Source organism: Cyclobacterium sediminis (assembly GCF_054781075.1).
The window spans coordinates 90,676-115,724 of the sequence record NZ_BAAGVC010000001.1 but is presented as its reverse complement, the minus strand read 5'-3'; the positions used below and the strand labels follow the sequence as shown (position 1 = coordinate 115,724).

16 protein-coding genes are annotated in these 25,049 nt (G+C 39.2%); 10 read left to right on the top strand and 6 right to left on the bottom strand.

Annotation, left to right across the window (positions count from 1 at the left end; translation table 11 throughout):
• Positions 1-1,030 precede the first annotated feature (1,030 nt).
• Complete coding sequence (locus ACYVHJ_RS00455; protein WP_339902286.1) at positions 1,031-1,276, top strand: hypothetical protein; 246 nt, start codon at positions 1,031-1,033, stop codon at positions 1,274-1,276.
• 107 nt (positions 1,277-1,383) lie between these two features.
• Here the strand turns inward: ACYVHJ_RS00455 and ACYVHJ_RS00450 are convergent, their stop codons facing one another.
• A complete protein-coding gene (locus tag ACYVHJ_RS00450; protein ID WP_460511576.1) occupies positions 1,384-2,250 on the bottom strand; it encodes an arylamine N-acetyltransferase family protein in 867 nt (288 codons plus the stop codon).
• Between the two features lie 326 nt (positions 2,251-2,576).
• Here ACYVHJ_RS00450 and ACYVHJ_RS00445 point away from each other — a divergent pair, with 326 nt between their 5' ends.
• Both ACYVHJ_RS00445 and ACYVHJ_RS00440 read left to right on the top strand, forming a co-directional pair.
• A complete protein-coding gene (locus ACYVHJ_RS00445) occupies positions 2,577-4,163 on the top strand; it encodes a hypothetical protein (RefSeq protein WP_339902284.1) in 1,587 nt (528 codons plus the stop codon).
• A 10-nt stretch (positions 4,164-4,173) separates the two neighbouring features.
• Entirely contained in the window at positions 4,174-7,218 is a 3,045-nt protein-coding gene (locus tag ACYVHJ_RS00440; protein WP_460511574.1) for a PVC-type heme-binding CxxCH protein, read from the top strand.
• Positions 7,219-7,228: 10 nt separating this feature from the next.
• Here ACYVHJ_RS00440 and ACYVHJ_RS00435 read toward each other — a convergent pair whose 3' ends face one another.
• Together ACYVHJ_RS00435 and ACYVHJ_RS00430 are read right to left on the bottom strand one after the other, a co-directional pair.
• Positions 7,229-8,242, bottom strand: a complete 1,014-nt coding sequence (locus tag ACYVHJ_RS00435; RefSeq protein ID WP_460511572.1) for a S41 family peptidase — start codon at positions 8,240-8,242, stop codon at positions 7,229-7,231.
• Positions 8,236-9,021: a hypothetical protein gene (locus ACYVHJ_RS00430; protein ID WP_460511570.1), complete on the bottom strand. Its 786-nt coding sequence runs from the start codon at positions 9,019-9,021 to the stop codon at positions 8,236-8,238. Before ACYVHJ_RS00430 ends, ACYVHJ_RS00435 begins: the two co-directional genes overlap by 7 nt.
• A gap of 142 nt (positions 9,022-9,163) precedes the next feature.
• Here ACYVHJ_RS00430 and ACYVHJ_RS00425 point away from each other — a divergent pair, with 142 nt between their 5' ends.
• The 5 genes from ACYVHJ_RS00425 to ACYVHJ_RS00405 all read left to right on the top strand — a co-directional run bounded on the left by ACYVHJ_RS00425 (position 9,164) and on the right by ACYVHJ_RS00405 (position 17,952).
• Entirely contained in the window at positions 9,164-10,501 is a 1,338-nt protein-coding gene (locus tag ACYVHJ_RS00425) for a DUF5723 family protein (protein WP_460511568.1), read from the top strand.
• Between the two features lie 182 nt (positions 10,502-10,683).
• Positions 10,684-12,201 (top strand): DUF4301 family protein, encoded by a 1,518-nt coding sequence (locus ACYVHJ_RS00420; protein WP_460511566.1) that lies wholly within the window; start codon positions 10,684-10,686, stop codon positions 12,199-12,201.
• A 48-nt stretch (positions 12,202-12,249) separates the two neighbouring features.
• Positions 12,250-13,029, top strand: a complete 780-nt coding sequence (locus ACYVHJ_RS00415; RefSeq protein ID WP_339902278.1) for a 3-keto-disaccharide hydrolase — start codon at positions 12,250-12,252, stop codon at positions 13,027-13,029.
• 674 nt (positions 13,030-13,703) lie between these two features.
• Positions 13,704-16,790: a PVC-type heme-binding CxxCH protein gene (locus ACYVHJ_RS00410; protein WP_460511563.1), complete on the top strand. Its 3,087-nt coding sequence runs from the start codon at positions 13,704-13,706 to the stop codon at positions 16,788-16,790.
• Position 16,791: 1 nt separating this feature from the next.
• Positions 16,792-17,952 (top strand): FG-GAP repeat domain-containing protein, encoded by a 1,161-nt coding sequence (locus ACYVHJ_RS00405; protein WP_460511561.1) that lies wholly within the window; start codon positions 16,792-16,794, stop codon positions 17,950-17,952.
• Between the two features lie 2 nt (positions 17,953-17,954).
• On the opposite strand, the gene ACYVHJ_RS00400 is transcribed toward ACYVHJ_RS00405, so the two are convergent.
• Both ACYVHJ_RS00400 and ACYVHJ_RS00395 read right to left on the bottom strand, forming a co-directional pair.
• Positions 17,955-19,553: a sulfatase family protein gene (locus ACYVHJ_RS00400; RefSeq protein WP_460511559.1), complete on the bottom strand. Its 1,599-nt coding sequence runs from the start codon at positions 19,551-19,553 to the stop codon at positions 17,955-17,957.
• Between the two features lie 179 nt (positions 19,554-19,732).
• The gene (locus ACYVHJ_RS00395) at positions 19,733-21,145 is read right to left on the bottom strand and encodes a Gfo/Idh/MocA family protein (protein ID WP_339903761.1); all 1,413 of its coding nucleotides are present in this window, start codon (positions 21,143-21,145) and stop codon (positions 19,733-19,735) included.
• Positions 21,146-21,332: 187 nt separating this feature from the next.
• Here ACYVHJ_RS00395 and ACYVHJ_RS00390 point away from each other — a divergent pair, with 187 nt between their 5' ends.
• Together ACYVHJ_RS00390 and ACYVHJ_RS00385 are read left to right on the top strand one after the other, a co-directional pair.
• Complete coding sequence (locus ACYVHJ_RS00390; RefSeq protein WP_460511556.1) at positions 21,333-22,418, top strand: hypothetical protein; 1,086 nt, start codon at positions 21,333-21,335, stop codon at positions 22,416-22,418.
• 24 nt (positions 22,419-22,442) lie between these two features.
• Entirely contained in the window at positions 22,443-23,315 is an 873-nt protein-coding gene (locus tag ACYVHJ_RS00385; RefSeq protein WP_460511554.1) for a 3-keto-disaccharide hydrolase, read from the top strand.
• Positions 23,316-23,540: 225 nt separating this feature from the next.
• Here ACYVHJ_RS00385 and ACYVHJ_RS00380 read toward each other — a convergent pair whose 3' ends face one another.
• Positions 23,541-24,959 (bottom strand): Glu/Leu/Phe/Val family dehydrogenase, encoded by a 1,419-nt coding sequence (locus ACYVHJ_RS00380; protein ID WP_339903959.1) that lies wholly within the window; start codon positions 24,957-24,959, stop codon positions 23,541-23,543.
• Positions 24,960-25,049: the final 90 nt, after the last annotated feature.

Here is a 25,049-nt window from a genome sequence, read left to right as displayed (position 1 = left end):
TTATTTTGAGTTCACTATAATTTCATTGACAATTAACCCCAAAGAATTACCTTTTTCCAATAATTATGCACAGACCTTGAAAAAGTCCACCTAATACTATTGAAAAAAGGTAAAAAAGGATATTAAACCTATTGACTTATAGGACCAAAACCAGCCCTACAATTTTCCTAGCTCAATTAACAAAAAAAAAACTAAAATAGCCACTTGCCCAATAATGAATTCAAATCCACAAATAGCAACTTTTGCTTAATTGAACAGCTTAAAATGAAACCATTCCATATTTGATTTTATAGGTTGATCAGTAAAAAAACTAATTGGTTAGACCAACTGTAAACCAATCCACACTACCCAATGGAACACCCCCCCAACTTCCCTTAAGGAACTAGAGTAATTATTCAATTGGATAAATAAATGGGAAAATGGAATCTTCAAAAATATTATTTGGTCCTTCAGACAGTTTCAAATTCATTTACCCTAAGTCAAATTATAGCCATCTAGCCTTTTGGTGCCATTTCAATTTCTAACCTTTAAGGAAAAACCTTATCCAATCTAAAAGTCAAATCAACCTTTTAATGGAAACCCTGAAGACTGTGTGCAATCGCCCATATGGAATAAAGCACCGCTATGCCAGATCCATACATCCCTTGGCAAAACAGGTTTACCTACCTTAATTCCTTGGAATCTCATCATCTTCACACTTACTGAATAAAGATTTCCCCAAGAATAACCGCGTAAAACAAAAGTGAAAAGAACAAAAAAAGGAAGCCATTTTCTTTAAAATCCGATTTTAAATATAAAAACCAAAACCATACACTTTAAAACTTTAGTATGAAATACAAAAATAATACAACAAAATACTATTTTATATTTACAAAATTTTAAGCAAAAAAACAAGTGTTTTTAATTGAATTTTGTAATAAAATTTTCCTAAATTTGAATTGTTAATCAATCATTCTGAATGAGGAAAAGTTCTAATTTAATAGAAAGTAATTTCCGGAAGGTTGAAAGCTTAGATAAAACCAATGAAATCATGAATTCATACTTATTATTATACTCAGTAATCGGAGTGGTTTTAGGACTTTTATTTATTATAAAAGCTATAAGAAATGCTGAAGATGATCCTGAAACTTTTGATCGGTTTAAAAACGAAGGTAGATTTCACAAACCTGCCAATTGGAAGGTTGGTAGAATGCCTGATAATCAAACCAATAAAAACACTTTACATTTCGAATCAATACCAGTTGAAAGTGAATACCATCAAATGTATTTAAACTAATTTTTTTTTAATTGACAGTAAAATTCCTGTGGTACCTTTTTTTAATTCTGTGGAATTTAATTAACAGCTATATTTTTTTTTAAGCCTCTTCTATAAGAGGCTTTTTTTTATTTCTTAGCATGGATATAACGCTGGAGATTCAATGCCAATTTCTCTCCCTTCGGAAGCTTAATTGCAAATTTATCCTCCAAAATATCGATAATCTCCTTCACGGATTGCAGTTTTTGCTTGACACTTTCCCCTTCCTTCTTGTGCACAGTAAATTGATTGTTGTGCAAAGCATACCTTCCCTCAGAGAAACTTTTGGCCACCATTAGATCTTTGATAAAAAGAGATTGGGGATGGGTACACAAATACCAACTAACCACCTCATAATCCGCCAGCATTTGGTGTTCTAAACCGAAACGATGCATTAATCTCCAAGAATCTTTGATTAAAATTTCCAGGTAATAAAACCCTGAAACCAAGCTTATTCTATATTGGTTATATCCGGTATCTTGTATGTCTTTATGATTCAATACCAATGGGGCAGAAAATGAGGCAGAACCAAAACCCACATCCAATAAAAAACTTACACCATTGAGATCCAACAATAACAACATATGATCCCTTGGTCTAATCTCTCCTTCCTCAATTTCCCAAAAAACCCTGGCTGAAAGCCCAACAATATTGAAGCCTAAAGTCCTCAAAACTGCACCAAAAAGAATATTCTGTTCAAAGCAAAACCCTCCTCTTCCCTGCTCAACCAGCTTATTAAACACTCGATCCAAAGACAAGTCAACAGGCACCCCTATTAATGGATCAATATTTTCAAATGGGATAGCTTCCGGATGAAGGGCATGAAGGTCCTTTACCGTTTCCAAATTTAATTCTGCCTCACCCCTATACCCAATCCGATCGAAATAAGCTTTCATCGAAAGCTTATCTAATTGCAAATCATTGAAAAGAGAAATATTCTGTTGTTTAGAAATCATAATCCATTAATAATAAAGCAAACCAAACTATTGATTCTTAAGAGCGGAAAGTTACATAAATACCTTATACCTCGCAGTATTTAGACTAAATTATAGACAATTAACAGAAAAAACCTGCTCTAAACTTGTAACTCCCCAACAATGTTTTTTTTCAAAAAACTTTATGCAATAGAATTATAAAAAAAAGCTTCCAAAAGTTGGCTACTCAATCAATTCAAATAATATCGATGGAACTATTCACCATCTACCGTATCTTAAATGTGTTTTTTTACTATATTTGGTAACGTACACTTAAACCACTATAGAAACCTAATATTTTATTCATTATGATAAAAAATACTTTTGTTGATTTATCATCACGAAGAAAATTTTTAAAGCAATCAACAATCATCTCAGCAGGCATAGGCCTACCCTTGGGCAACCTACATGCCCAGGAAAAAGAAAGTAATAGCCGCAATTCAACAGAAAATTCAACTTTAGCGGCCTTTGCTGATGCAGATATTTCTCCAGAAATAGGGATGGAGAAACCCGGAAACTATGGTAAAGCTTATCATAAGGTTTTCCATGACCCGTGCAAAGTTCGGATTTCTGCATTCCAAACCGGTACTAAAAAGGCTTTGGTCATTGGTTTTGATGCATTGGCCATCTACCAACCATGGGTAGATGAAATCAAGGAAGGCATTGCAACAAAACATGCCATAGCTAAAGATGAAATAATGATTTCAGCTTCTCATTCCCACTCTTCAGGCCCCACCGCCATGGTAATGCCGGGTCAATATGACCATGCTCCAGATTTCATACAGGAACTGGCTTATAATAAATCTTCCTGTGCTGATCCCAAATACCTGGAAAGCACCAAAAAAATCACTATCAATACTGCCCTCCAAGCATTGGAAAAACTTGAAAAGGTACAAGTTGGAGCAGGAAGTGGCAAAGAAGAAAAAGTGGCGTTTAACCGTCGATTTTTTATGAAAAATGGGATGACCTACACTCATCCCGGACAACTAAACCCGGAAATATCAAAGGTTGCCGGGCCAATAGACCCTGAGGTTGGAGTCATTGGTGCCTGGAATGAAGCGGGAGAGTGCACCGGTTGCATAGTAAATTTTGCCTGTCATTCTACTACCAACCCCCAAGGAATTTCAGCCAACTGGATTTACTATATGGAACAAACCATAAAAGGGGCCATGGGTCAAGACTGCGTGGTAGTATTTCTTCAAGGAGCTAGTGGAGATGTGACCCAAGTCGATAACCGCAACCCCTACAAACACCGCTCAGGTGAAGAATGGGCTAGATTTGTTGGCGCCAATGTAGGTGCAGAAGCCGTCAAAACATTATTGTCCATGCCAAGAGGTAACATTTTCCCAATTGCGACCTCTAGAGATTTTATAGAAATTAAAAGAAGGATGCCCTCGCCGGAAAAAGTAAAGAAAAGCCTAAGCTTGGTCAAACAAAGCCCGGAAAATGTAGGTCGGACAGCTTGGGTATTTGCCAAGGAAACGGTTATGCTTGATAGTTATGGAAGGCAGAAGCCAAGCCATAAGGTTGAAATTCAAGCCATCCAACTGGGACCTGTGGTACTTATTAGTAATCCGGCAGAATTTTTCTGTGAACTAGGCCTTCGTATAAAAAGTGGAAGTCAGTTCCCGCTTACATTTCCTGTAAGTATGGCCAATGATTGTGTAGGTTATGTACCTACCTTGGAAGCTTTCTCTGAAAATACGGGTGGAGGTTATGAAACCAGGTTAACTTCCTACAGCAATTTAGACATCACTGCAGGCAATCAAATTGTTGACAAAAGTTTAAATCTTATTGCCACTCTTACCCCCGGGCCCATGCCGACCTTCCAAAAAGCACCGACCTTTAAAGGCGCCCCCTGGACTTATGGAAACGTACCACCGGAAATACGATAAACTACCCCTCATGTATCGCGAACTTAAAAAAAACCACAAATTGCTAAACATTATTTTATTTCCAAGAAATTGGTCAATCCTGTCCTGGCTCTTATTATTCATAGCTTGTAATCAAGAGAAAGTACCGGTAGCAACAGATACCTCTCCGGAATTTAAAACACAAGCCAATTTCGTAAACTCTCCGGCCTACACTTATAAAGACTCAGCAGAGCTAAAGACCTCAATGGCAGCCTTCCAATTGGAACCCGGTTTACAGATTGACCTGATAGCAGCAGACCCCTTGGTGGCAGATCCTTCTGCCTTCACTTTTGATGAAAAAGGAGTACTCTATGTAGCTGAAAATACAGGGTATCCTGATCCAATGGATGGAAAAAAACCTGATACCCTTGGAAAGATTTCGAGATTAATAGACAGTGATGGTGATGGGAAATACGATCAAAGAACTGTCTTTGTAGAAGGTCTGACCTACCCCAATGGCATCATGGCCTGGAAAGGTGGAGTATTTGTGACTTGCGCTCCACATATTTATTATTTCAAAGATACTGATGGTGATGGTTTGGCAGATATTAAAGAAATTGTCCTAACAGGATTCAATGCCAATAGGACCGCTCAAATTCGAACCAGCCACCCTACCCTGGCTCTGGACGGGTGGATATATGTTACCAGTGGGCTCAATGGAGGAGAGGTATACTCCCCGGCTCACCCGGAAAGAAAACCAGTTTCTTTTAATGGTGCTGATGGAAGATTTCATCCTGAAACTTTGGAATTCCAGACCCGAGGAGGGAAAAGTCAATTTGGACTGGCCTTTGATGCTTTTGGTAGAAGGTTTGGTTCAAGCAATCGGCACCCATTGCAGCATATAGTGATGGAGTCTGATCAATTAAACAATAATCCGAACTTACTCTTTAACAAAACTATAGAAAACGTATCCCCTGCTGAGGCTGAAGGCTATGTATATCCCATTAGTAAAAGCGTAACCACTGCGGAATACATTCCTAAATTGATGGGCAAATCCCATCAAGGTACTTTTACCTCTGCTTGCGGCACATTAATCTATGAAAGTGAAGGTCTGGACATAAGTCACAAAGGTGATGCATTTATCTGTGAACCCGCCCAAAACTTGGTTCAAAGGCAATCGATCAAAAACAATGGAGCTACTTTCATTTCCGAAAGGGTTCATGAAGATTGGGAATTTCTTGCTTCTTCAGACTCTTGGTTTAACCCAGTATTTTTAGCTCACGGCCCTAAAGGAGCCATGTATTTGGCCGACATGTATAGAAAAGTAATTGATCACCCTTCCTATGTCCCTGAAGAAACCAGAGGGGCCTTAGACTTTGTAAGTGGTAAGGGAAAAGGAAAAATTTATAGAATCAGCAATGAAGATGCGCAATATACTCAGGTGGAGAGCTTATTTCCAAAAACTTCCAAGGTAGAAAATAAAACCCTGATTGCAGCCCTTTCCTCTACAGATGAATGGGAAAGAAGCACCGCTTTTAGGTTAATTTTAGAAAAGCTGCCCCTAGATATTGTTAATAGCCTTAAAGAACTGGTTTTGTCCAATACTATCGATGAAGGAAAAGCCAAGGCCATTTGGTTGTTGCATCATTTTGATGCCTTGGACGAGAAATTATTGACCACAATATATAATGAAAACGGACCGGAAGTAAAGGAACAAGTCATCACCATCATCGGGTTGAAAAAAAATATTTCAAGCGAATTGGCCGAAAACTTAATAAAAGGGGCAACAGCTACCAATCCTAGGGTCAGGTTCCTAACCGCAGCTGCATTTGGTTCAGACACCAAATCACAATGGCTACCCTACCTGGCAAAGATCGCCCAGCAAGATGCGGCAGACCCTTGGGTAAGAGCTGCTGTAATGACTGCTTTAAATGGACAGGAGAGCAAATTCTTAAAGATTTTAGAAGCCGAAAAAACAGCAGTCAACTACCATCAATTGCCAATGTGGTCAGAATTAGGAGAACTAATAGGCAGTTCAGTTCACCCGCAAGAATTAAAAGCTTTGATAGATGCCGGAATCAATAGCGAATGGGACAATCCAACTTTTTCTCTTTTGCTTGGCCTGTTAAAAGGAAGTGAAAGAGGGCAGCATAAAGTAAAGGGAAAAAACTATTTAGACTCCTATACAAGATCCAAAGACCAATTGCAGGCCCTTATTCAAGAAACAGCTGATCGGGCATCTTCTTCTGAAGATAGCCTTACCTCTCGAATTCAGGCAACAGCCTTACTCAGTTATTTTTCTCCGGGAAACACCGAAGCTACCTTGAAAGGCCTGATTTCTCCAAACAATCCTCCTGAAATTCAACTGGCAGCCATCCAGTCCCTAGGGAATCTGAATAGTGCTGAGGCAGGTGAAATACTCACGGAACCCACTGCCTGGAAAGCCTATACCCCCAAAACAAAAGGGGCGGTGATTGCCATCTTGGTATCCAGACCCATTTTGCGGGATCAATTGTTGAAATCCATAGAGAATGAAAAGATCAAACCAGCTGAGATCCCTTCTTCCACCAGGCAATCTTTAATGAAAGCAAGAGACGAAAAGGTGAAAATGCGAGCTGAAAACCTGTTCAAAGAATTAGAATCCGAGGGAAGAATGAAAGTTTATGAGGATCTTAAATCCGTACTGGATTTAGAAGGAATAGCGGATAATGGGCAAGGGATTTTTAGGACCAATTGTGCTACCTGCCATGCCTTTGCCGGTGAAGGTGGAAATGTCGGGCCGGATTTATCAGGTATAAGCAACCAACCTTCATTGGCGGTGCTCCTGCATACCATTGTGCCTAATTATGAAGTATACCCCGGCTTCCAGGCAATCACAGTGACTACAAATGAAGGCAAACAAATCACAGGTAGAATTGCTGCAGAGTCTTCCAATTCCTTGAGCTTAAAAACAGCCTATGGTACAGAGGAAAACATACTGCGAACCCAAATCAGAAACATAGACAATCCCGGTTTGTCTCTAATGCCGAATGGACTGGAGCAAAACATGAGCAAGCAGGAATTGGCAGATTTATTGGCCTATTTAAAAGGAAATTAAAAACTTCCTTCTATCCGTCATAGTTCCCCATAAGTACTTGTAATGCAGTGGTGATAATATTATCCTCTCCTCTCAATGTACTTATGGGACTTTGGTCAATGCTAATATCAACCAGCACCCCGTCCTCCAGTTGTCTACCTTCCAAATCTACGGTCTGAGTCGTTGAAAATCTATAAGTCCACCCATTGGGCAATTCACCATACGCGGGAATACCACCACCTCCTCCGGTTTGGTCACCAATAAGGATCACTTGGGGTAATTCTTTCATCATCTGAGCAAAAAAAGTGGTTGCACTGTAAGACCTACGGTTCGTCAGCACGACTACAGGTCCTTCGTAAATATTTTCCCCGGCAGGAATACTTATATTTTCCCAAGAAGAAAAGTCGTCCATCTCAGGGCCATTTTTTATCCGTTTCTTTGCCACCACTACCTCAGTATCAGTAAAACCTGAAGCAAGGGTATAGGCATTGCCAAGACTACCTCCTCCATTGCTTCTTACATCAATAATCATTCCTCTACCCTGTCTGGCCCTTTCCAATATTACCTGAAGGTTTCCTTCAGAAATATCTTGAGAAAAGGATCTGTAATTGACGTAGAGCACATCATTAATAAATTGATGCCTAAAGGGGCCGCTGATCCAAAAATCCCGTCCCAAGTAATTTTTATCTATAAGATTTTGATCATAATTGTCTGGAAAATCCTGGTACCACTCCCAGTTTCGGCTGTTGTCAAAGCCTGCATTCAGATTGACATGCCCATCTCGTAATTCGAACAGCATCTCTGCCAACACATCGAATAAACCTTTGGTACTAATGGTTCTGGATACCTTTGTTCTATAAGTATTTCTTATTTCCTCCCAGTCAATGTCCTTATGTTCAAAAAAAGAATACCGCTCATTAACGTCTTCCCACAGTTTATCAAATACCACAAGTGGTTCTGTAGTTGGCTCCTCCGGCAAAAGCCAATTGTCACAAGAGGACAGAACAAAAATTAAAGTCACATAGAAATATTTTTTTCTTACCATAGCCTGACTTTTAGCAACAGATCAATGGAATGATCCACCCTATATACTTTCTTGATTCCTGAAAGCTTGCCATAATTAAATTGATACCTCAAACCTAAGGCATTGCTGGTAGGCAATTCCCAATAAAGTGCAGAAGAGAAACCAAGGTCTACATCCTTAAATAGGATAAATGGTTTGACCGTATTAAAAAAATTGTTAAAAAGAGTGCTTTCTTCCTGGTAATTTTCAGGTTCAGCACCTATATAGCCTGACTTTATCTGCAAGCCAATCAACTGCCAACTAGCCATGCTTTTCCAGGTAAACATTTTATTTTTCCACTGAAAAGGTAAATTATACTGAGCTGCAGGACCTAAGGTGCTATAATAATCATAACGGAAATTATAATTACTAAAATTATTATGCCTCCTAATATGGAAAGCGTTTTTATTGGACCATCCCCATAAAAAGCCCTTGTCTTTCGTTTTGTTTTTGTGGTAAAAAGTAAAATTACTATAATTTAACCCCAGTTCATTAATAGTCGCCCCAGCTGAATTTGCCAATACACCATAGGAAAAATCTCCCTGAAAGTAAAGGGTTTTATTTTTACGTGTCAATACAAAGCCCAGGGTACTCGTAGATTTATTTCCACGGTAATTCATCGATGAAAAACCTTCATCACGCCCGGCAAAAAACTGAATACCAGTAGACAGAAAAATATCTCCTTTCGTTTGTGCTGAACTTTTTGTAACAAACAGAACACAAGAGAATAAGATTAAAAGGTTACAAAATATCTTTCGCATTCAGGGTTAATTTAAACTATTAATCGTCCAAATTAGCATTTTATTTCAAATTCGTTCATCTAATCATTCTCAAAAGAGGTTAATACTCAGAAAAGTTTTATTTTTGGACATAACTTTTTGCTAAATCTTTTAAAACTTCACGATGAAAAATTTAATTTTATTAGCTGTTTTGTTTGTAATCATCTGTAATGATTCCATTGCCCAGCAAAATTACTATGGGGTCCAAAATAGCAAAAGAAAGGGAATGATTAATGCTATGATGAATCCCGCAGAAATTAACAATCTGACCAAAAAGGTTGAAGTTTCTCTTTTTTCATTTAACCTCGGACTTGACAATAATGTTTTATCTGTTCAAGACATTATTGACAATCCGGATGTTTTAGAAAATATTTTTGAAGACATTGAGGGGCCGGTCAACCTTAGGACTGATGTTTCTGTGATGGGCCCTGCTCTGGGCTTAAGGTTTAATAAATGGTCTTTTGGTCTTACTACAGAAATCAAAGCAAAGGCAGATATTATAGATTTCAATCCTGACCTGGGTAGTTCGATTATTGAATCAGCAAATAATGACAACAATCAAACTATAATAAACATTCCTGATAACCAAAGAGTAAATGCTACAGGTTGGATGGAAATAGGCATATTGGCGGGTAGGAAAATTTTTGATACAGATCTACATACCCTTTCAGTTGGAGCCAATTTCAAATTACTTCTACCGGGAAGTTACACCAATTTTGGTATGGACAATATTAATGCTACCATTATTTATTCTGAGGATGAAGTTTTATTAACTGATGCACAAGGAAGTCTAAACCTTTCTTACGACGAGAGACTAGAAAATGACGATGACTTTAACGTTGAAGATGATTTGTGGAGAGGATTAAGCCCTTCAGGCCTGGGCATTGACTTAGGAGTCAATTATTTGTTAAAAAGAGACAATAAAGCTTTTTTAAATCTAGGATTGTCCTTGAAAAATCTAGGAAGCATGGGCATGGGTAACAACCAGATAAACAAGTACTACAGCATGAATATCCCACAAAATGAATACTTTAGAACGGATGATTTGGAAGGAAGTATAGAAGAAATAGAACAGCAGCTTGTAGATTCCGGCTACTTCAATATTACCAATAATGATGCTGATGCCAGAATTAATATGCCAAGAACTTTGTCCGCTTATGCGGAATTTAGCCCTGTCAAAATCTTTCAAGTTTCATTATATGGCCAAAAAAGAGTAAGCAATGAAAATGGCAATTTCAACCTAAGTTCCGCAGACCTGCTTGTGCTAACACCCCGTTTGGTCTTGGGTAAATTTGAACTGTACTCACCTTGGATGCAACACCAAATTTCAGGTCTTACCGGAGGCTTAGGTTTTCAAATTGGCGGATTTTTTGTGGGTAGTCAATCCATAATTACCAATGTCATGAATGGCAATAATAGGGCCGATGTCCATATGGGCTTCTCTTTAGGCTTTGGGTCTTAAGCTGAATCCTTGAAAATAAAACAAAATGCTACCATACACGCTGAAAGGACTAATCATATGGTAAATGGGTATTGGCTTGGAGACATGGCCTCCTTTTATATTCCCTTTCATAAATGGTACTTTCATAAAATGAATTATTATATTGGACTGTCTAAAAAAATCCATAACCACATTTTCAAACCATGTTATCTAACGAACTCAAGAAAAAAATAGAAACCCAAGGGATGTCCTTGGAAATAGTTGAAGAACAAATTAAAAACTTTAGGGAAGGATTTCCTTTTCTAGACATTGATCATGCTGCTAAAATTGATGATGGTATTTTGAAATTATCAGATGCTGACCTTCAAAAATCCATCACGGATTATTCAGACAAATCAAAGGAAAAAACGATTGTTAAATTTGTGCCGGCCAGTGGTGCGGCAAGTAGGATGTTTAAAAACCTTTTCAGTTTTTTAGAAAAGAATGACAATGATCTAGAAGACGATGCCTTTACACAAACTTTTATTGCAAATATTAGCTCATTTGCTTTTTACGAAGACCTTGACAATAGCTTAAAAAAAGTAGGCTCAAGTATTTCTAAAGCCATCGAAAACAAAGATTTTACCCTTATAGTAAAGCACTTACTTGATGACGACTACCTCTCCTATGGAAGTTTACCAAAAGGCTTATTGAAGTTTCATAAGTATGCTAACGAAAGCCGAACACCTGTAGAGGAACATTTCGTAGAGGGAGCGCAATATGGTGTTGGAAAAAACAACACGGTAAGACTTCATTTTACAGTTTCACCTGAACATCAAAAAAAGTTTGAGGAAAAAGTGGCAGAGGTTCAACCCAAAATGGAAAGTGCTTTTGGAGTGAAGTTTGAAATAAGCTTTTCCCAACAAAAGAAAGCTACAAATACCATTGCTGTAGATCTTGAAAATCAGCCCTTCATTGAAGAAAATGGAGAACCTTTATTTAGACCTGCAGGTCATGGTGCTCTGTTAGAAAATTTGAATGAAATAGATGCAGATCTGGTATTTATAAAAAACATTGACAATGTTGTGCCGGACAGGTTAAAGGAAACCACAACCGATTACAAACAAGCTATTGGAGGGTTACTTATAACTGCTCAGGAAAAAACCTTCGCAGCCTTAAAACAAATGGATGAATCCATCACCGATTCCTCAGTTAAACAGGCTGAAGAGGTCTTTACAAGTGTAATTGGAGGAAAATTAGCTCCCTCATATGATTCAAAGAACCTGGAAGATAAAGCAGCCTATCTGATAGAAAAACTAAACCGACCAATGCGCGTTTGTGGCATGGTGGAGAATACAGGTGAACCCGGAGGTGGCCCTTTTTGGGTAAAAGATACGGATGGAAGTTTGTCCCTTCAAATAGGAGAAACTGCCCAGTTAAATCTAGAAGACGAAGCACAAGAAGCTCACTTCAAATCTTCTACTCATTTTAACCCCACCGATTTGGTATGTGGCATCCGTGATTATCAGGGTAATGCCTTTGACCTTATGAAATACAGGGACCCTAAAACCGGATTTATCACACAAAAATCAAAAAGTGGAAGAGACCTTAAAGCCCAAGAGCTTCCCGGGCTTTGGAACGGATCCATGGCCAATTGGAATTCAATATTTGTGGTTGTACCATTGATCACTTTTAATCCTGTCAAAACCATCAATGATTTGTTAAGAGACGTACATCAATAACAAAAGGCACATTTATACATTGTCTTACACTATTTTCACCATGTGAATATGAATTTATACAACAAGAACAAAACCCTGACCTTATTTCTTCTAAGCCTTATGTTTCAAATTCCATTATTGGCGCAAGTTGGTGTGGGCACTGAAGCTCCTAAAGGTGCTGATCAATTGTTTAATGGAAAAAAAGGCTCACTAAAAAGAAATTGGACCTATTGGGAAGGGCCAAGAATAGCTGCATCACTTCCCATTAAATGGGAAATTGTGGATGATCCTGTAGATAAGGGCCAGGCAGTTAGTGCCAATGATCCCGCTGCTGCCGGAGGTAAATATGGAGCTGCAGATATTGTTACAAAAAAGAAATACACAGACTTTAGACTTCATGTGGAATTCTTAATAAAAAATGAAGGTGGCAATAGTGGAGTTTATTTACAGAATCGCTACGAAATTCAAATTCTCGATGGTGACAGCACTACGCATGGAATGGCAGCCATAATCAATGAACAAGCTGCTCCCTATGAGGTGTACAATGGCCTTGGTAAATGGAATGCTTATGACATTCAATTTAGGGCTGCAAGATTTGATGAACATGGTAAACTGACCGAAAAAGCGATGACCACCATTTATTTTAACGGTAAAAAAATCCATGAAAATGTCTCTATCCAAAAAGTTTGGGGTGGACCCAATTCCGGATTGGATGGTGGACGAAACGGTGGTGAAGGAATTACAAACCGACCTGGAGGAATTAAACTACAAGCGGAAGGTCACGAAGTACTATTTCGAAATATATGGATTGAAAGATTAAAATTAGAAAAAGCAGATACCGATTTTTAGATCAACGATAAGGTCTTAATTGCTTTAGCAAACACTGTAATCACTGGATAAACGCATTTTCCGAAATTATCGGAAAATGCGTTTTATTTATAGCCCTATCAATCTTTAATACCGAATTATTAAAAGTTAAATTAAGGTGAAAATACCCTATACACGCTATTACAAAAAATTTGATTTTTCCACTCAGGCCCTCCAACGCTATCAGGCAAATGTTTTATTTCTTACTCTTTACTGAATTTTGGCAATATATTTGCCTCAAAGTTTGGTAAAAAAACATTATGAACTTTAAAAAGATATTTGGTCCCTTTTTATCAATTTTAGGATTAGGGGCACTAATATATGGCGCTTACTTATTTTTAGTACCTGAAGAAGGTGATTGGAAGATTATTACCGTGTGCCTGGTTTTGGGTTTTATCTTTTTTAGCTCCGGTTTGGGCCTATTAAAAACCCTAAAGGACAAAAACTGAAAATTCACAGTTAAACAATAGTAAGGTACACAATCTGTCCTAATAATAATTTACAAAACCTACAACAAAGGGATCAATATCTTGTTTTACCCATTAATTTTGAACTAAAATTTCACCTTTCATATAATCAAAACCATAATTCATTGATTGTTTAGGGAATAAACCTTAAGTTAACGAGGTTAATTATTAACTATTTCCTTCCAATTAATGAAAAGCCTCCAATTAATCTATTGCCTCATTGCACTTTCTTTGCTTTCTTGTAAAAGGCAGAACGATGGCGCTGAAGCTGACAAAAGGTTACAAGATCCCACAGCCTATATTGATGAAAAGCCTGACCCTATTTATGCGGAACATGTCAGGACCTCTTCCTTCCAGAGTCCTGCTGAAGAACTCAAGGATTTCACCTTACCCCCGGGCTTTGAGATAACACTTTTTGCTTCCGAGCCGGAAATCACAAAGCCAATCAATATGGCATTTGATGAAAAAGGCAGATTATGGATAACACAATCCTCGGAGTACCCTATCAAAGCCGGCCCTGGCTTGGGTACAGACCGTATAAGTATTTTGGAAGATACCGATAAGGACGGACAAGCAGATAAAATAACCGATTTTGCCAATGACTTAAACATCCCCATAGGCATCCAACCTGTAAAAGACGGTGCCATCGCCTTTAGTATACCCAATATCTATCGATTTTATGACACCAATGGAGATGATGTCGCAGACAAGAAAGAGATCTTACTAGGGCCTTTCGAAACCAAAGATACCCATGGTATGATCAACAATCTTTTCAGAGGCTTAGATGGATGGATTCATGCCTCCCATGGTTTTAGCAATGTCTCAACTGTTTCAGGAAAAGATGGCAATTCTGTTACAATGACCTCCGGTAACACCTTCCGTTTCACGATGGATGGCCAACATGTGGAGAAAACCAGTGATGGAAGAATCAACCCATTTGGATCTGACCTGGACAAATGGGGTTACCATTATTCCGCTGATTGTCATACCCTGCCGATTTATCAAATCATAAGAAATGGCAACTACACCCAGTGGGGTAAAATGGTACCCAATATTGGACATGCCCCCACCATGATGGATTATGGACTTAACTCCACTGCCTTGTCGGGACTTGTATATTATACCGACAATCAATTTCCGGAAGAATACCAAAACAGCTTTTACTCCGGCGATGTGGTTACCTGCAGGATCAGTAGAAGCACCATGGCATTTACCGGATCAACCCCTAAAGCTAACAGAAAAGCAGATTTTTTGGTAAGCAAAGACCCCTGGTTTAGGCCTGTGGATATAAAGATTGGGCCCGATGGAGCCATGTATATTGCAGATTTTTACAATAGTATCATTGGTCATTATGAGGTACCCTTAGATCATCCTGAAAGGGATAGAAACAGTGGTAGGATTTGGAAAATCACCTATAAAGGGTCACAAAAATCACCGATCGATTGGTCTGTAGCTAATCTTGACTTTCTCATAGAAAAATTAGGGGATCCGATCTTACAAACTAGAATGATGGCAACAGATGAGCTTGTAGATAGGTTTTCAACTACTGCTATCCCTGTTTTAAAAAAGCTTGTAGCGAACGGGGGAATGCCGGAGATTCAACAGGTTCAGGTTTTATGGGCTTTATTTAGATTGGATGCATTAACAGATCAAAACTTAATAACCGCCCTCACTAGTAATAAGGAACTCGTTCGAGTTCATGCTTTTCGGATTTTAGGTGAATACCAAAGCCTAAACCAGCAGGAATTTGAATGGATTAAAAATGGCTTGGCAGACGCTAGTGCCCATGTGAGGAGAGTTGCAGCTGAAGCTTTAATCAGACATCATAGTATGGTCATGGTTTCGCCCATCCTACAAACCCTACAAAAAACCAAAGAGGAAGACAGCCATTTAATATATGCATTAAAATATGCACTTTTTCAACATGCTCAAAATCCCGAAATTCTAACTGAAATGGCTGCAAAAAACTGGTCAGCCGATGAAAAAGAGGTAGTGGCTTTGATTTTTTCAGATACAAGATCAAGAATAGCAGGGGAATTCCTAATGGAATACTTAAAAAACACCAAGATTTCAGAAGAAAAGTTTCTGGCCTATTTAACCGCTATATCCAGAAGCCTTCCTGTAGCTAAGATGGCAGGTATTATTGAGCTTGCAAAAACCAAAATGCCCCTTATTCCTGCTTTCAAAAAAGCAATGGCTTTAAACAATGGAGCAAGACAACAAGGAATGACTTTTCCAGCATTACTCAATGCTTGGAATTTACAAATTTGTCAAGCGGTTTTTAAAACATACTCTACCGGTAAAGCAAATAAAACTGAACGAGAATTGGAAGCATTAAAATATGCCATTCAACTGTCCGGTCAATTAAAAAGTGATGAAAACATGCCATCAATTAAAGCCTTAATAAAAGATTCAGAGGAAGTGACAGAGTTGAGAGAATTAAGTGTAAATGCTTTAATGGAAATTGACCCAAAAAATCAAATCTTTTTCTTGGAAAAATGGTTAAGAGATGGCAATAGTAGTATAAGTTTCCGGAAAATAATAGCAGAAGCAATAGGGAAATCCACTTCTGATCAAGCTTTGGACGCCTTAGGAAATGGCTTGAAAAATACCCCAATGGAATTGCAGGAACATATTGCCGCACAACTTTCAACTTCTGGAAAAGGGAAAAGCCGGCTTTTAAAATTAATAAAAGAAGGGCATGCCCCGGCAAGGGTGCTCAAAGCAAGGCAAGTGGAGGAACGGTTTCTGTCAGGAGTCAATAAAGCACAAAAATCAACTTATGAGGAATTAACCTTGAATTTGCCTCCAATCAGCGATGAAAAACAAGCCTTAATCGTTCAGCGAACCGAAGCTTTTCAATACAAGCCTGAACAATTGGTTGCCGGGAAGGCGCTTTTTGAAGAAAATTGTGGCATATGCCATCGAGTGAGTGATAAAGGGGGAATGATTGGGCCTCAGTTAGACGGTGTGGGCAATTGGGGTGTGGAAGCTTTGGCCACCAAAGTATTGGATCCCAATAGAAATATTTCAGAAAACTTCCGTACCTACACCATCCACTTAAAAGATGGACAAACCAAATCCGGTTTGTTTAGAAGAGAAGATGGGCAGGTGCTGGTAATGGCAGACCAATCCGGAAATGAATTTACCATCTCCAAAAAAGACATAGCAAAGCAAACACCCTCTACCCTCACCCTAATGCCAGATCATTTTGGAAGCACATTTGATCAATCCCAATTCAATGGTTTAATGACCTATTTACTAAATCTTCGCTAAGATGTACCAGCCAATTCAACCCTTTCTTTTTGCCTTAGTTATATTTGCAGGCCTCAGTCCTGCCTTGTCCCAAACCTCCTCCCCCGTTACTTTCAAAAAACATGTTTTGAGTACCCAATTTCTTGCTGAGGGTGCTGCCATAGGAGATGTTAATCAGGACGGATTGATGGATGTTATGGCAGGAGCTTATTGGTTTGAAGCACCAAACTGGAAGCCTCATGAATTGGAGAAACCTAAAATTTTTGAATACGATAAAGGGTATAGCAATGCATTCATTAGTCATGGGATGGACGTGAACATGGATGGGTGGGTAGACTTTGTAAGGATAGGATTTCCTGGAGAAGCTGTACTATGGTTTGAAAACCCTAAAAACCAAGCCGGTTTGTGGGAAATTCACACCATATGTCCGGCATTAGGCAATGAGTCTGCCGGCTTTTACGATGTAGACAGTGATGGCCGAATGGATTTGGTAGGAAGCATTCCTGAAAGCGGTGAAATGGTGTGGTACCGTGCTCCTACAAGCCCTCGCAATTTAAGTTGGGAAAAATTTACAATTAGTGGTAAGGAAAGCCCCGGCACTGCGCGCTATGCGCACGGTTTAGGCATGGGGGATATTGATCAGGATGGAAACAAGGATCTTATCATTACTGAAGGCTGGTGGAAATCACCAGAGGATCCAAAAAAAGGTCCCTGGAAATTTCAACCTGCTACTTTTGGAGAGCCTTCGGCGCAAATGTATTCCCATGATATTAATGGAGACCATAAACCTGAAATACTTTCTTCTGCTGCGCATGAACTTGGTATTTGGTGGCATAAACAAGACCAAACCGGCGCATGGAAAACACATTTAATTGACGATAGCTTTTCCCAAACCCATGCCTTGGAACTGGTTGACATCAACAGGGATGGGCATTTGGATCTGGTGACAGGCAAGCGGTATTATGCCCATATGGGAAAAGACCCGGGAGGCAATGAACCACCGGTACTGGCTTGGTTTGAGTTTCAACCCGGCACACAAGCCAAGTGGATAAAGCATACCATCGACCTGGATTCAGGCGTGGGAGTACAAGTAACTGTAGCAGACTTTTTTGGGCAAGGCCTCATGGACATTATCGTGGCCAATAAAAAAGGGGTTTTTGTCTTTGAACAAGAGCGGGAATAAACCTACTCCCCTGCTCTTTTAATTTCTTCCAAATTTTGCTTCATCCGATCAACCTTCTCCGGGAATGCTTCAAATAAGTTGGTGCTTTCCAACGGATCTTTATTCAATTGGTACAATTGGCCTACGGGCCCCTTCTCATCGGGGTTTAATCGAACCGGATAAGTGAAACCTCCCGAACCCAGGCCATCAATGTATTTCCAATCGCCTTCACGAATGGCAAACATTCCAGCAGACGAATGGTGTACCATATTATTTCGGCTGGTAAAAGACATGTCCCCCGTCAAAACATCTCCAAAATCTTTACTGTCAATACCCTCGCCTGCCGGTATCTTCTCACCGGATAAACTTGCCAAGGTTGCATAGATGTCGGTTAGGCTCACCAACCCCTTATAGGTATTGCTCTTTTTAATGCCATTTGGCCAAGAAATTACCAAAGGCACTCTGTGACCCCCGTTCCAAACATCTCCTTTTTGCCCCCTACTCCCTTTATTGGAATCATGTCCATGCAAAAGAACTTCTTCCTCCGGCCAATAAGCGCCATTATCGCTACTAAATATGATAAGGGTATTGTCCAATAAACCTTCTTCTTTCAATTTTGATTTAATTCTGCCTACAACCTGATCAATATCCATGACAAAATCACCATACAATCCGGCACCAGATTTTCCTTTGTTTTCTTCAGAGGGCAACCAAGGGGTATGTGGACCGGTCAATGGCATATAAAGTAAAAATGGCCTCTCAGCACTTTGTTTTCCAATAAATTTTTCTCCCTGTGCTACAATATTCTCCAGACAATCTTCTACCTTAAATGAGGCGGACATCTCTCCTAACCTCCACCAAACACCTTTTTCCCAATAAACAGCTTTGTCGTCACTGTGTTTTTTGTCCCAAGAAAACTCAGTATTTTCTTTCCTTATGGGGTAAACGTCTGTTGTCAAAATAATATTAGGATCCACCACCTTTCCATTTTCAAGAAAAACATAAGGTGGGATATCCAATGAAGCTGGATGAATAAAAGAATAATCAAAGCCATAATCATTTGGCCCGGACTTTACCGGAGAAGAATAATCTACATTGGAAAAGCCCGTAGTAGCATCTATTTGGGCTATATTTTGATCTTTGGTAGCCCAATTTAAACCTAAATGCCATTTGCCTGTAATGGCTGTATTATAGCCCGCATTATTTAAAATACTGGCAAGGGTAAGCCTTTCTTTTTCTATAACTGAAGGTGTAAAACCACCAATCCCACCTGCGGCTGCCGGTGTTCTAAATGCATACCTTCCGGTAAGCAAACCATACCTTGAAGGGGTACATACAGATGCGCTGGCATGGGCATTCTCAAATGTAATCCCAGAATTTACCAGCTCATCAATTGCGGGTGTTTTTATCCTGGACAAGGGATTTAAAGATTGTATATCCCCATAACCCATATCATCTGCAAAAATAATCACGACATTTGGTTTCTTGACCATTGAAGATTGTCGACCGGAAAATCCCAATAGCAGAACAACAATAAGCATGGAGGCGATTCCAAATAAAATGAACGAATAGCCCTCCCGCATTCCGAAATACTTTTTGACTTGGTCTAAAAACTTAAACATGAAATGGTCTTTTTACTTTAACATTGGTTCCGGGCAATACCCTATCGCTCACCCTAAGCATCTTTTTTTTCTTACAAAAGAAAAATGATTCTGATAAGTAGCAATTAAATTGCTTTCTTATCAGAATCAAATTTAAAAGTTAAAATTCTTTTCCAAGAATCTCTTGCTTAAAGTGGCTTCTAAAGTTTATAAAACTCTTCCCATCCTTTTCTAGGAGGAACTCCTGCCAACAACTCATTGGCCAGGGCGTGATTGGTGACTTGCTTGGTTTTTCTGTCAAACTCCAATTTGGCACCTAATCTTTGGGAGAGCACTCCTAAAGAAAATACTTGACTCAAGGGGCCTGCAATATCAAAAGAAGATCTGGCTTTCTCTTCACCTTTACACGCTTTCAGGAAATTGGCAAAGTGATTGGAAGGGCTTTCCGGAACTTCTGGTAATTGGCCGGCCATATCTTTTGCCTTTTCCTCAGGTATTATGGAAAGGGTGCTTCCATGTGACCCACCTTTAAAGGTAAGGTCTCCACCATAAATAATTTTTCCAGGATTCAGTTTTGCAGGCTGCAACTGGCCATTACTTGGAGGTGGAATATTGGGATCAAGCTCAGAAACACCATAACCTTCCGGAACCGGAGGGATATTATTCTGCCCATCATACCAGGTAATGGTCATTGCCGGCATATCACCCCTTTTGGGGAATTTAAATTCCAGGGTTGATTCCATTGGAAAAAAGAAAGTATTGTGGTCATCCAATCTCACAGGAACGATTTCCTCAGGCAAGCCCAGCTCCAGAAACTCATGTGCAGTATCCATAATATGAGCGCCCCAATCACCTAAAGCTCCCATACCGAAGTCATACCAACATCTCCATTGGCCATTGACCAAATCTTCATGGTAATCGTGATGATGAGAAGTTCCCAACCATGTATCCCAATCCATAGTAGATGGTATCGGTTGTTTTGGAGGGAATGAATGAATATTAGGATCCCATCCGTGCCACCTTCTTCGCCCATTCATATGAGCAGTCATGGCAGTAACATCCTTGATAATTCCTGCTTCTTTCCAAGCTTTGAATTGGAAATAGTTGGCTTCTGAGTGGCCTTGATTACCCATTTGAGTAACTACATTGTACTTTTTCGCACCATCCATCATCAGCTGAACTTCATTAAAAGTCCTGGCCATGGGTTTCTCCACATACACATGAATTCCCATAGACATGGCCAACATGGTGATTGGGAAATGAGAAAAATCCGGGGTTCCAACAGAAACAGCCTCTATATCTTTGCCCATCTTATCAAACATCTCCCTAAAATCCTTAAATCTAGGGACGTCCGGAAACATTTTCATTACCTCCACTGTATGTTCGGCACCCATATCCACATCACATAGTGCCACTACATTTGCCAAACCGGTGGCATGTAAAGATTTGACAACCTCTCCTCCCCTATGACCAATGCCACAGCAGGCCAGGTTTACTTTTTCGCTTGGTGCAACATGTCCGGTCTGGTTTCCAAGGACAAACGAAGGTATTAAAGATATACCTGCTGCACCCAAAGCACTGGACTTAATAAAATGTCTTCTTTGGTTATTCATTATTAATTGTTAATTGATCGATAAAGTATCAAACTTATTTTGCTAAGCAAAGCTAAAGATAGTAGAAAGGTCTTTTTATAGAAACATAAATTTGAAGATAAAGGTAAAGTCTATATTTTTGATGAATTTTAAAAATTACTTTAAACAAAAAACTTGAAAAGGCTGAAAATTGCCCTTAAATTTCAGGATGAAAGTTAAAACCTACCTATTTCCTATTTTAGTTATTGCCCTTTTAAGTGGCTCATGCAATCTATTTCAAAGTAGTGGTGATCAGTATGAATTGGTGGTTTTAGACACCCTAAACATTCCATTTGCTGGTGATATTCATGCAGGCACCTATGCTCACCATACAGGCTTAATTTACAATTATCAAACCGGTGAATACCTGAAATTTGACAGTTCAGGAAATGTATTGGCCAATAACAAAATCCCTATAAAGGGGGACAGCGGTTTGTACTATGTTAATGGTTTGAAAATAATAGAAAATGGAAACATCCTCGCCAAATCTATTAGAGGTGAAATTGGCTTACTTGACGATCAATTGAATTTGATAAAAAAAGCAAATATGCCCTTTCCCAATGGATCGCTTGACCTCAAAAGAAACCAAAATGCAATTAACATCTATAAGGATGAGTTATTGTTGTTTTACCCGGGAAGAGACAACAAAAGCCCCTATGATTTAGGCTATTACAGAGACAACTTTTTACTGGAAAAATTAAACCCCAGCACCGGAGAGGCTACTCCTTTTCTTAAACTTTCTCCGGAAAGCCAATATCAAGAGAGCCTTCACTTTGAACCACCTACAGCATTAATTAGTATTTCAGGAAATTCGCTGTATTTTGTTTTCAATAAAGAACCTCTGATCAGTAAATATAATCTGGCAAATAAAGGCGCATGGGTAAACAGTGTACCTTTAGAATCAGAGGACTTTGTACAAATCAAAGGCCAGAAACTTCCTCTGGGTAATGATGGTTCTGTATTAGTAGAAGGTGAAATTACCAATCTTTTTGCACTTAAAAATGGCTTTGCCGTGGTTTATATAGACGGCTTATTAAAAGAACCAAGCCTAGATAAAAAGATTCCGGGCAAACAATTACAGGTTTACAATGATGAGACCGGTTGGTCAAACCCAATTGAACTGCCCTTTAACTTACTCTTCCTGCTAAATTTTGAGCAAGAAGGACAGGCTTTTTACGGTTTGACAAACCCCAAGACAGTACCTCTGGGTAGTAATCAAGCCCAAGTACTTAAACTTCAATTAGCAAAAAATTAAAAAACAATATACTCCGATAACCTGATGAAAACACAACTACTGAAAGTCCTGCCATTACTAATCATCCTTGCTACATTACTGGCCTCCTGTTCAGGATCCAACAAAAGTGAATCTGTAAATATCAAAGATGGATGGCGCACTTTATTTAATGGCAGAGACATGGACAATTGGCGCATAAAAATAGCCAAACATGAACTTGACGAGAATTATGCCAACACCTTTTCTGTGGAAGATGGCTTACTAAAAGTAAGGTATGACGGTTATGAAGACTTTGACCAGCAGTATGGGCATATCTTTTATGATGAGCCTTTTTCATATTACCTATACAGGGTTGAGTACAGGTTTGTTGGAGAACAAGCCCCGGGTGGCGAAGGATGGGCCCTGAGAAATTCCGGTGTAATGCTCCATGGCCAAGACCCGGAAACCATGCTGAAAGATCAAGACTTCCCCATTTCCATAGAAGGCCAACTTCTGGGAGGAGATGGCGAAAACCCCAGAACCACCAGTAACTTATGTACCCCCGGAACCAATGTGGTGATGGGAGATGAACTTTTCACACCTCATTGTGTAAACTCCTCTTCAAAAACCTACCATGGTGATCAGTGGGTAACTGCCGACTTTCTGGTTTTGGGTGATTCAATAATTCACCATATCATAGAAGGTGACACTGTACTTACTTACTTACAGCCTCAAATGGGTGGTGGCAATGTAAGCAACCATAATCCGGAAGTCAAGAAAGATGGCCAGCTTATCTCTGAAGGTTATATTAGCCTACAGAGTGAAAGCCACCCGATAGATTTTAAAAGTGTGAAAATCTTTGACCTGAGTCCTTATAAAGACGATTCCCAAACGCTTAAAAAGGTATTGAATCAATTGAAAGCTGCCGATAATCAATAGGTTAAGGTTAAGCAATAGGCAATCGCTGGAAATTTTTGAGCTGATTACGCCTTTCGAGCCTTGATAAGCTTGCATCTAATTAAAATAAAATGGGGCTCGGATTAAAAAAACCGAGCCCCATTTTTTATGAATCACTCCCATAAAGAATATAGGGGCTTATTTGAAGCGCCAACTTAAGGCCTTGCCCATAAGAGCTCACATTCCAATTTTCGCATCGACTTGTACTTAAGGAAAAATACCCAAGTCGGTATAAGAAATGGCTATTCTTTCGAGGGCCACAATAAATCCTGCTGTTCTTAGGTCTTTGATCCCTTTTTCCTTACGCACACTGTTCATATGGTGGTAAGCGGTTACCATTGTTTCTTCGAGTCCTGAGTTAACCAAATCCCGCTCACTTGCTCCTTTGATTATTACTCTTTTCTGCTCATCACTGAATGAATCTCCGGTTGCCTTTTCAATGCCTTCTAGGAGTTCATCATACTTTTTCATATCGTACCTTTTCTCCAATTTCCCAAAAGATACCCTTGAAAGGTTTTTCAACCACTCAAAATAAGAGACAGTAACTCCTCCTGCATTGAGGTACATGTCTGGAATAATCATGATTCCTTTCTCCAGCAATATGGTATTGGCCTCTTGTGTTACGGGGCCATTCGCAGCCTCAGCTATTAGTTTGGCTTGAATCTCATGGGCATTTTCTGAAGTGATTTGGTTTTCCAAAGCTGCAGGGATCAAAATATCACAAGGTTTGGTTAAAAGAGAATTGGCATTCTCAATAAATTCACCTTTATCATACCCTTTAAAACTTTTATTTTCTAATTGATAGGCTTTAATTTGATCGATATCTATGCCATTTTCATCCCAAATTCCACCATTATATTCCGCTATACCAATAATCTTAGCACCGGCTTCTGAAAGATATTTGGCGGAATAAAAGCCTACATTCCCCAAGCCCTGCAATACAACGGTCTTTCCTTTCAAACCAACTTGTAATCCCAGTTCATCCATGTCTTCTCTGACACTCACAGCCTCTCGAATCCCTATGTAAACTCCCATACCTGTGGCTTCTGTTCTACCTTCTATACCATGCTGAGAGAGCGGTTTACCGGTAACACAACCCTTGGCATTAATCACTTCAGGGTTAAAAGCTTCAAAAGTATCTACTATCCAAGCCATCTCTTGACTGCTTGTGCCATAATCGGGGGCAGGTACATCTATGGCTGGGCCGATAAACTTCTTTTTAATTAACTCAGAAGTATACCTTCTAGTAATTTTTTCCAATTGGTCACGTGTATACTTCTTGTGGTCTATCCTCACACCACCTTTGGCCCCACCATAAGGAATATTTACCAAGGCACACTTATAGGTCATCAATGCTGCAAGTCCTTTGACCTCTTCTTCGTTCACAAAACTGCTATACCGAATACCACCTTTTACAGGCAATTTATGATGGGAATGCTGAACCCTATACCCTTCTATAACTTGATAGGTCCCATCACCATTCCTAAGCGGAAAATTAAATTTATAAATGCTATTGCATAATTTTATCTGGTCCAACAAGCCCGGGTGTATGTCCATATGGCTGGCTGCATGATCTACCACTTTATTTACATCATCAAATAGACTGTATTCTGCTTTTGCATTCATAAACCTAGTATTTATTCTTTTAAACAAAATTTTCAGATACCTGACCGCAAGGTCTATGCCTAAAATGACAAGCTAATGATCCGTTAATCA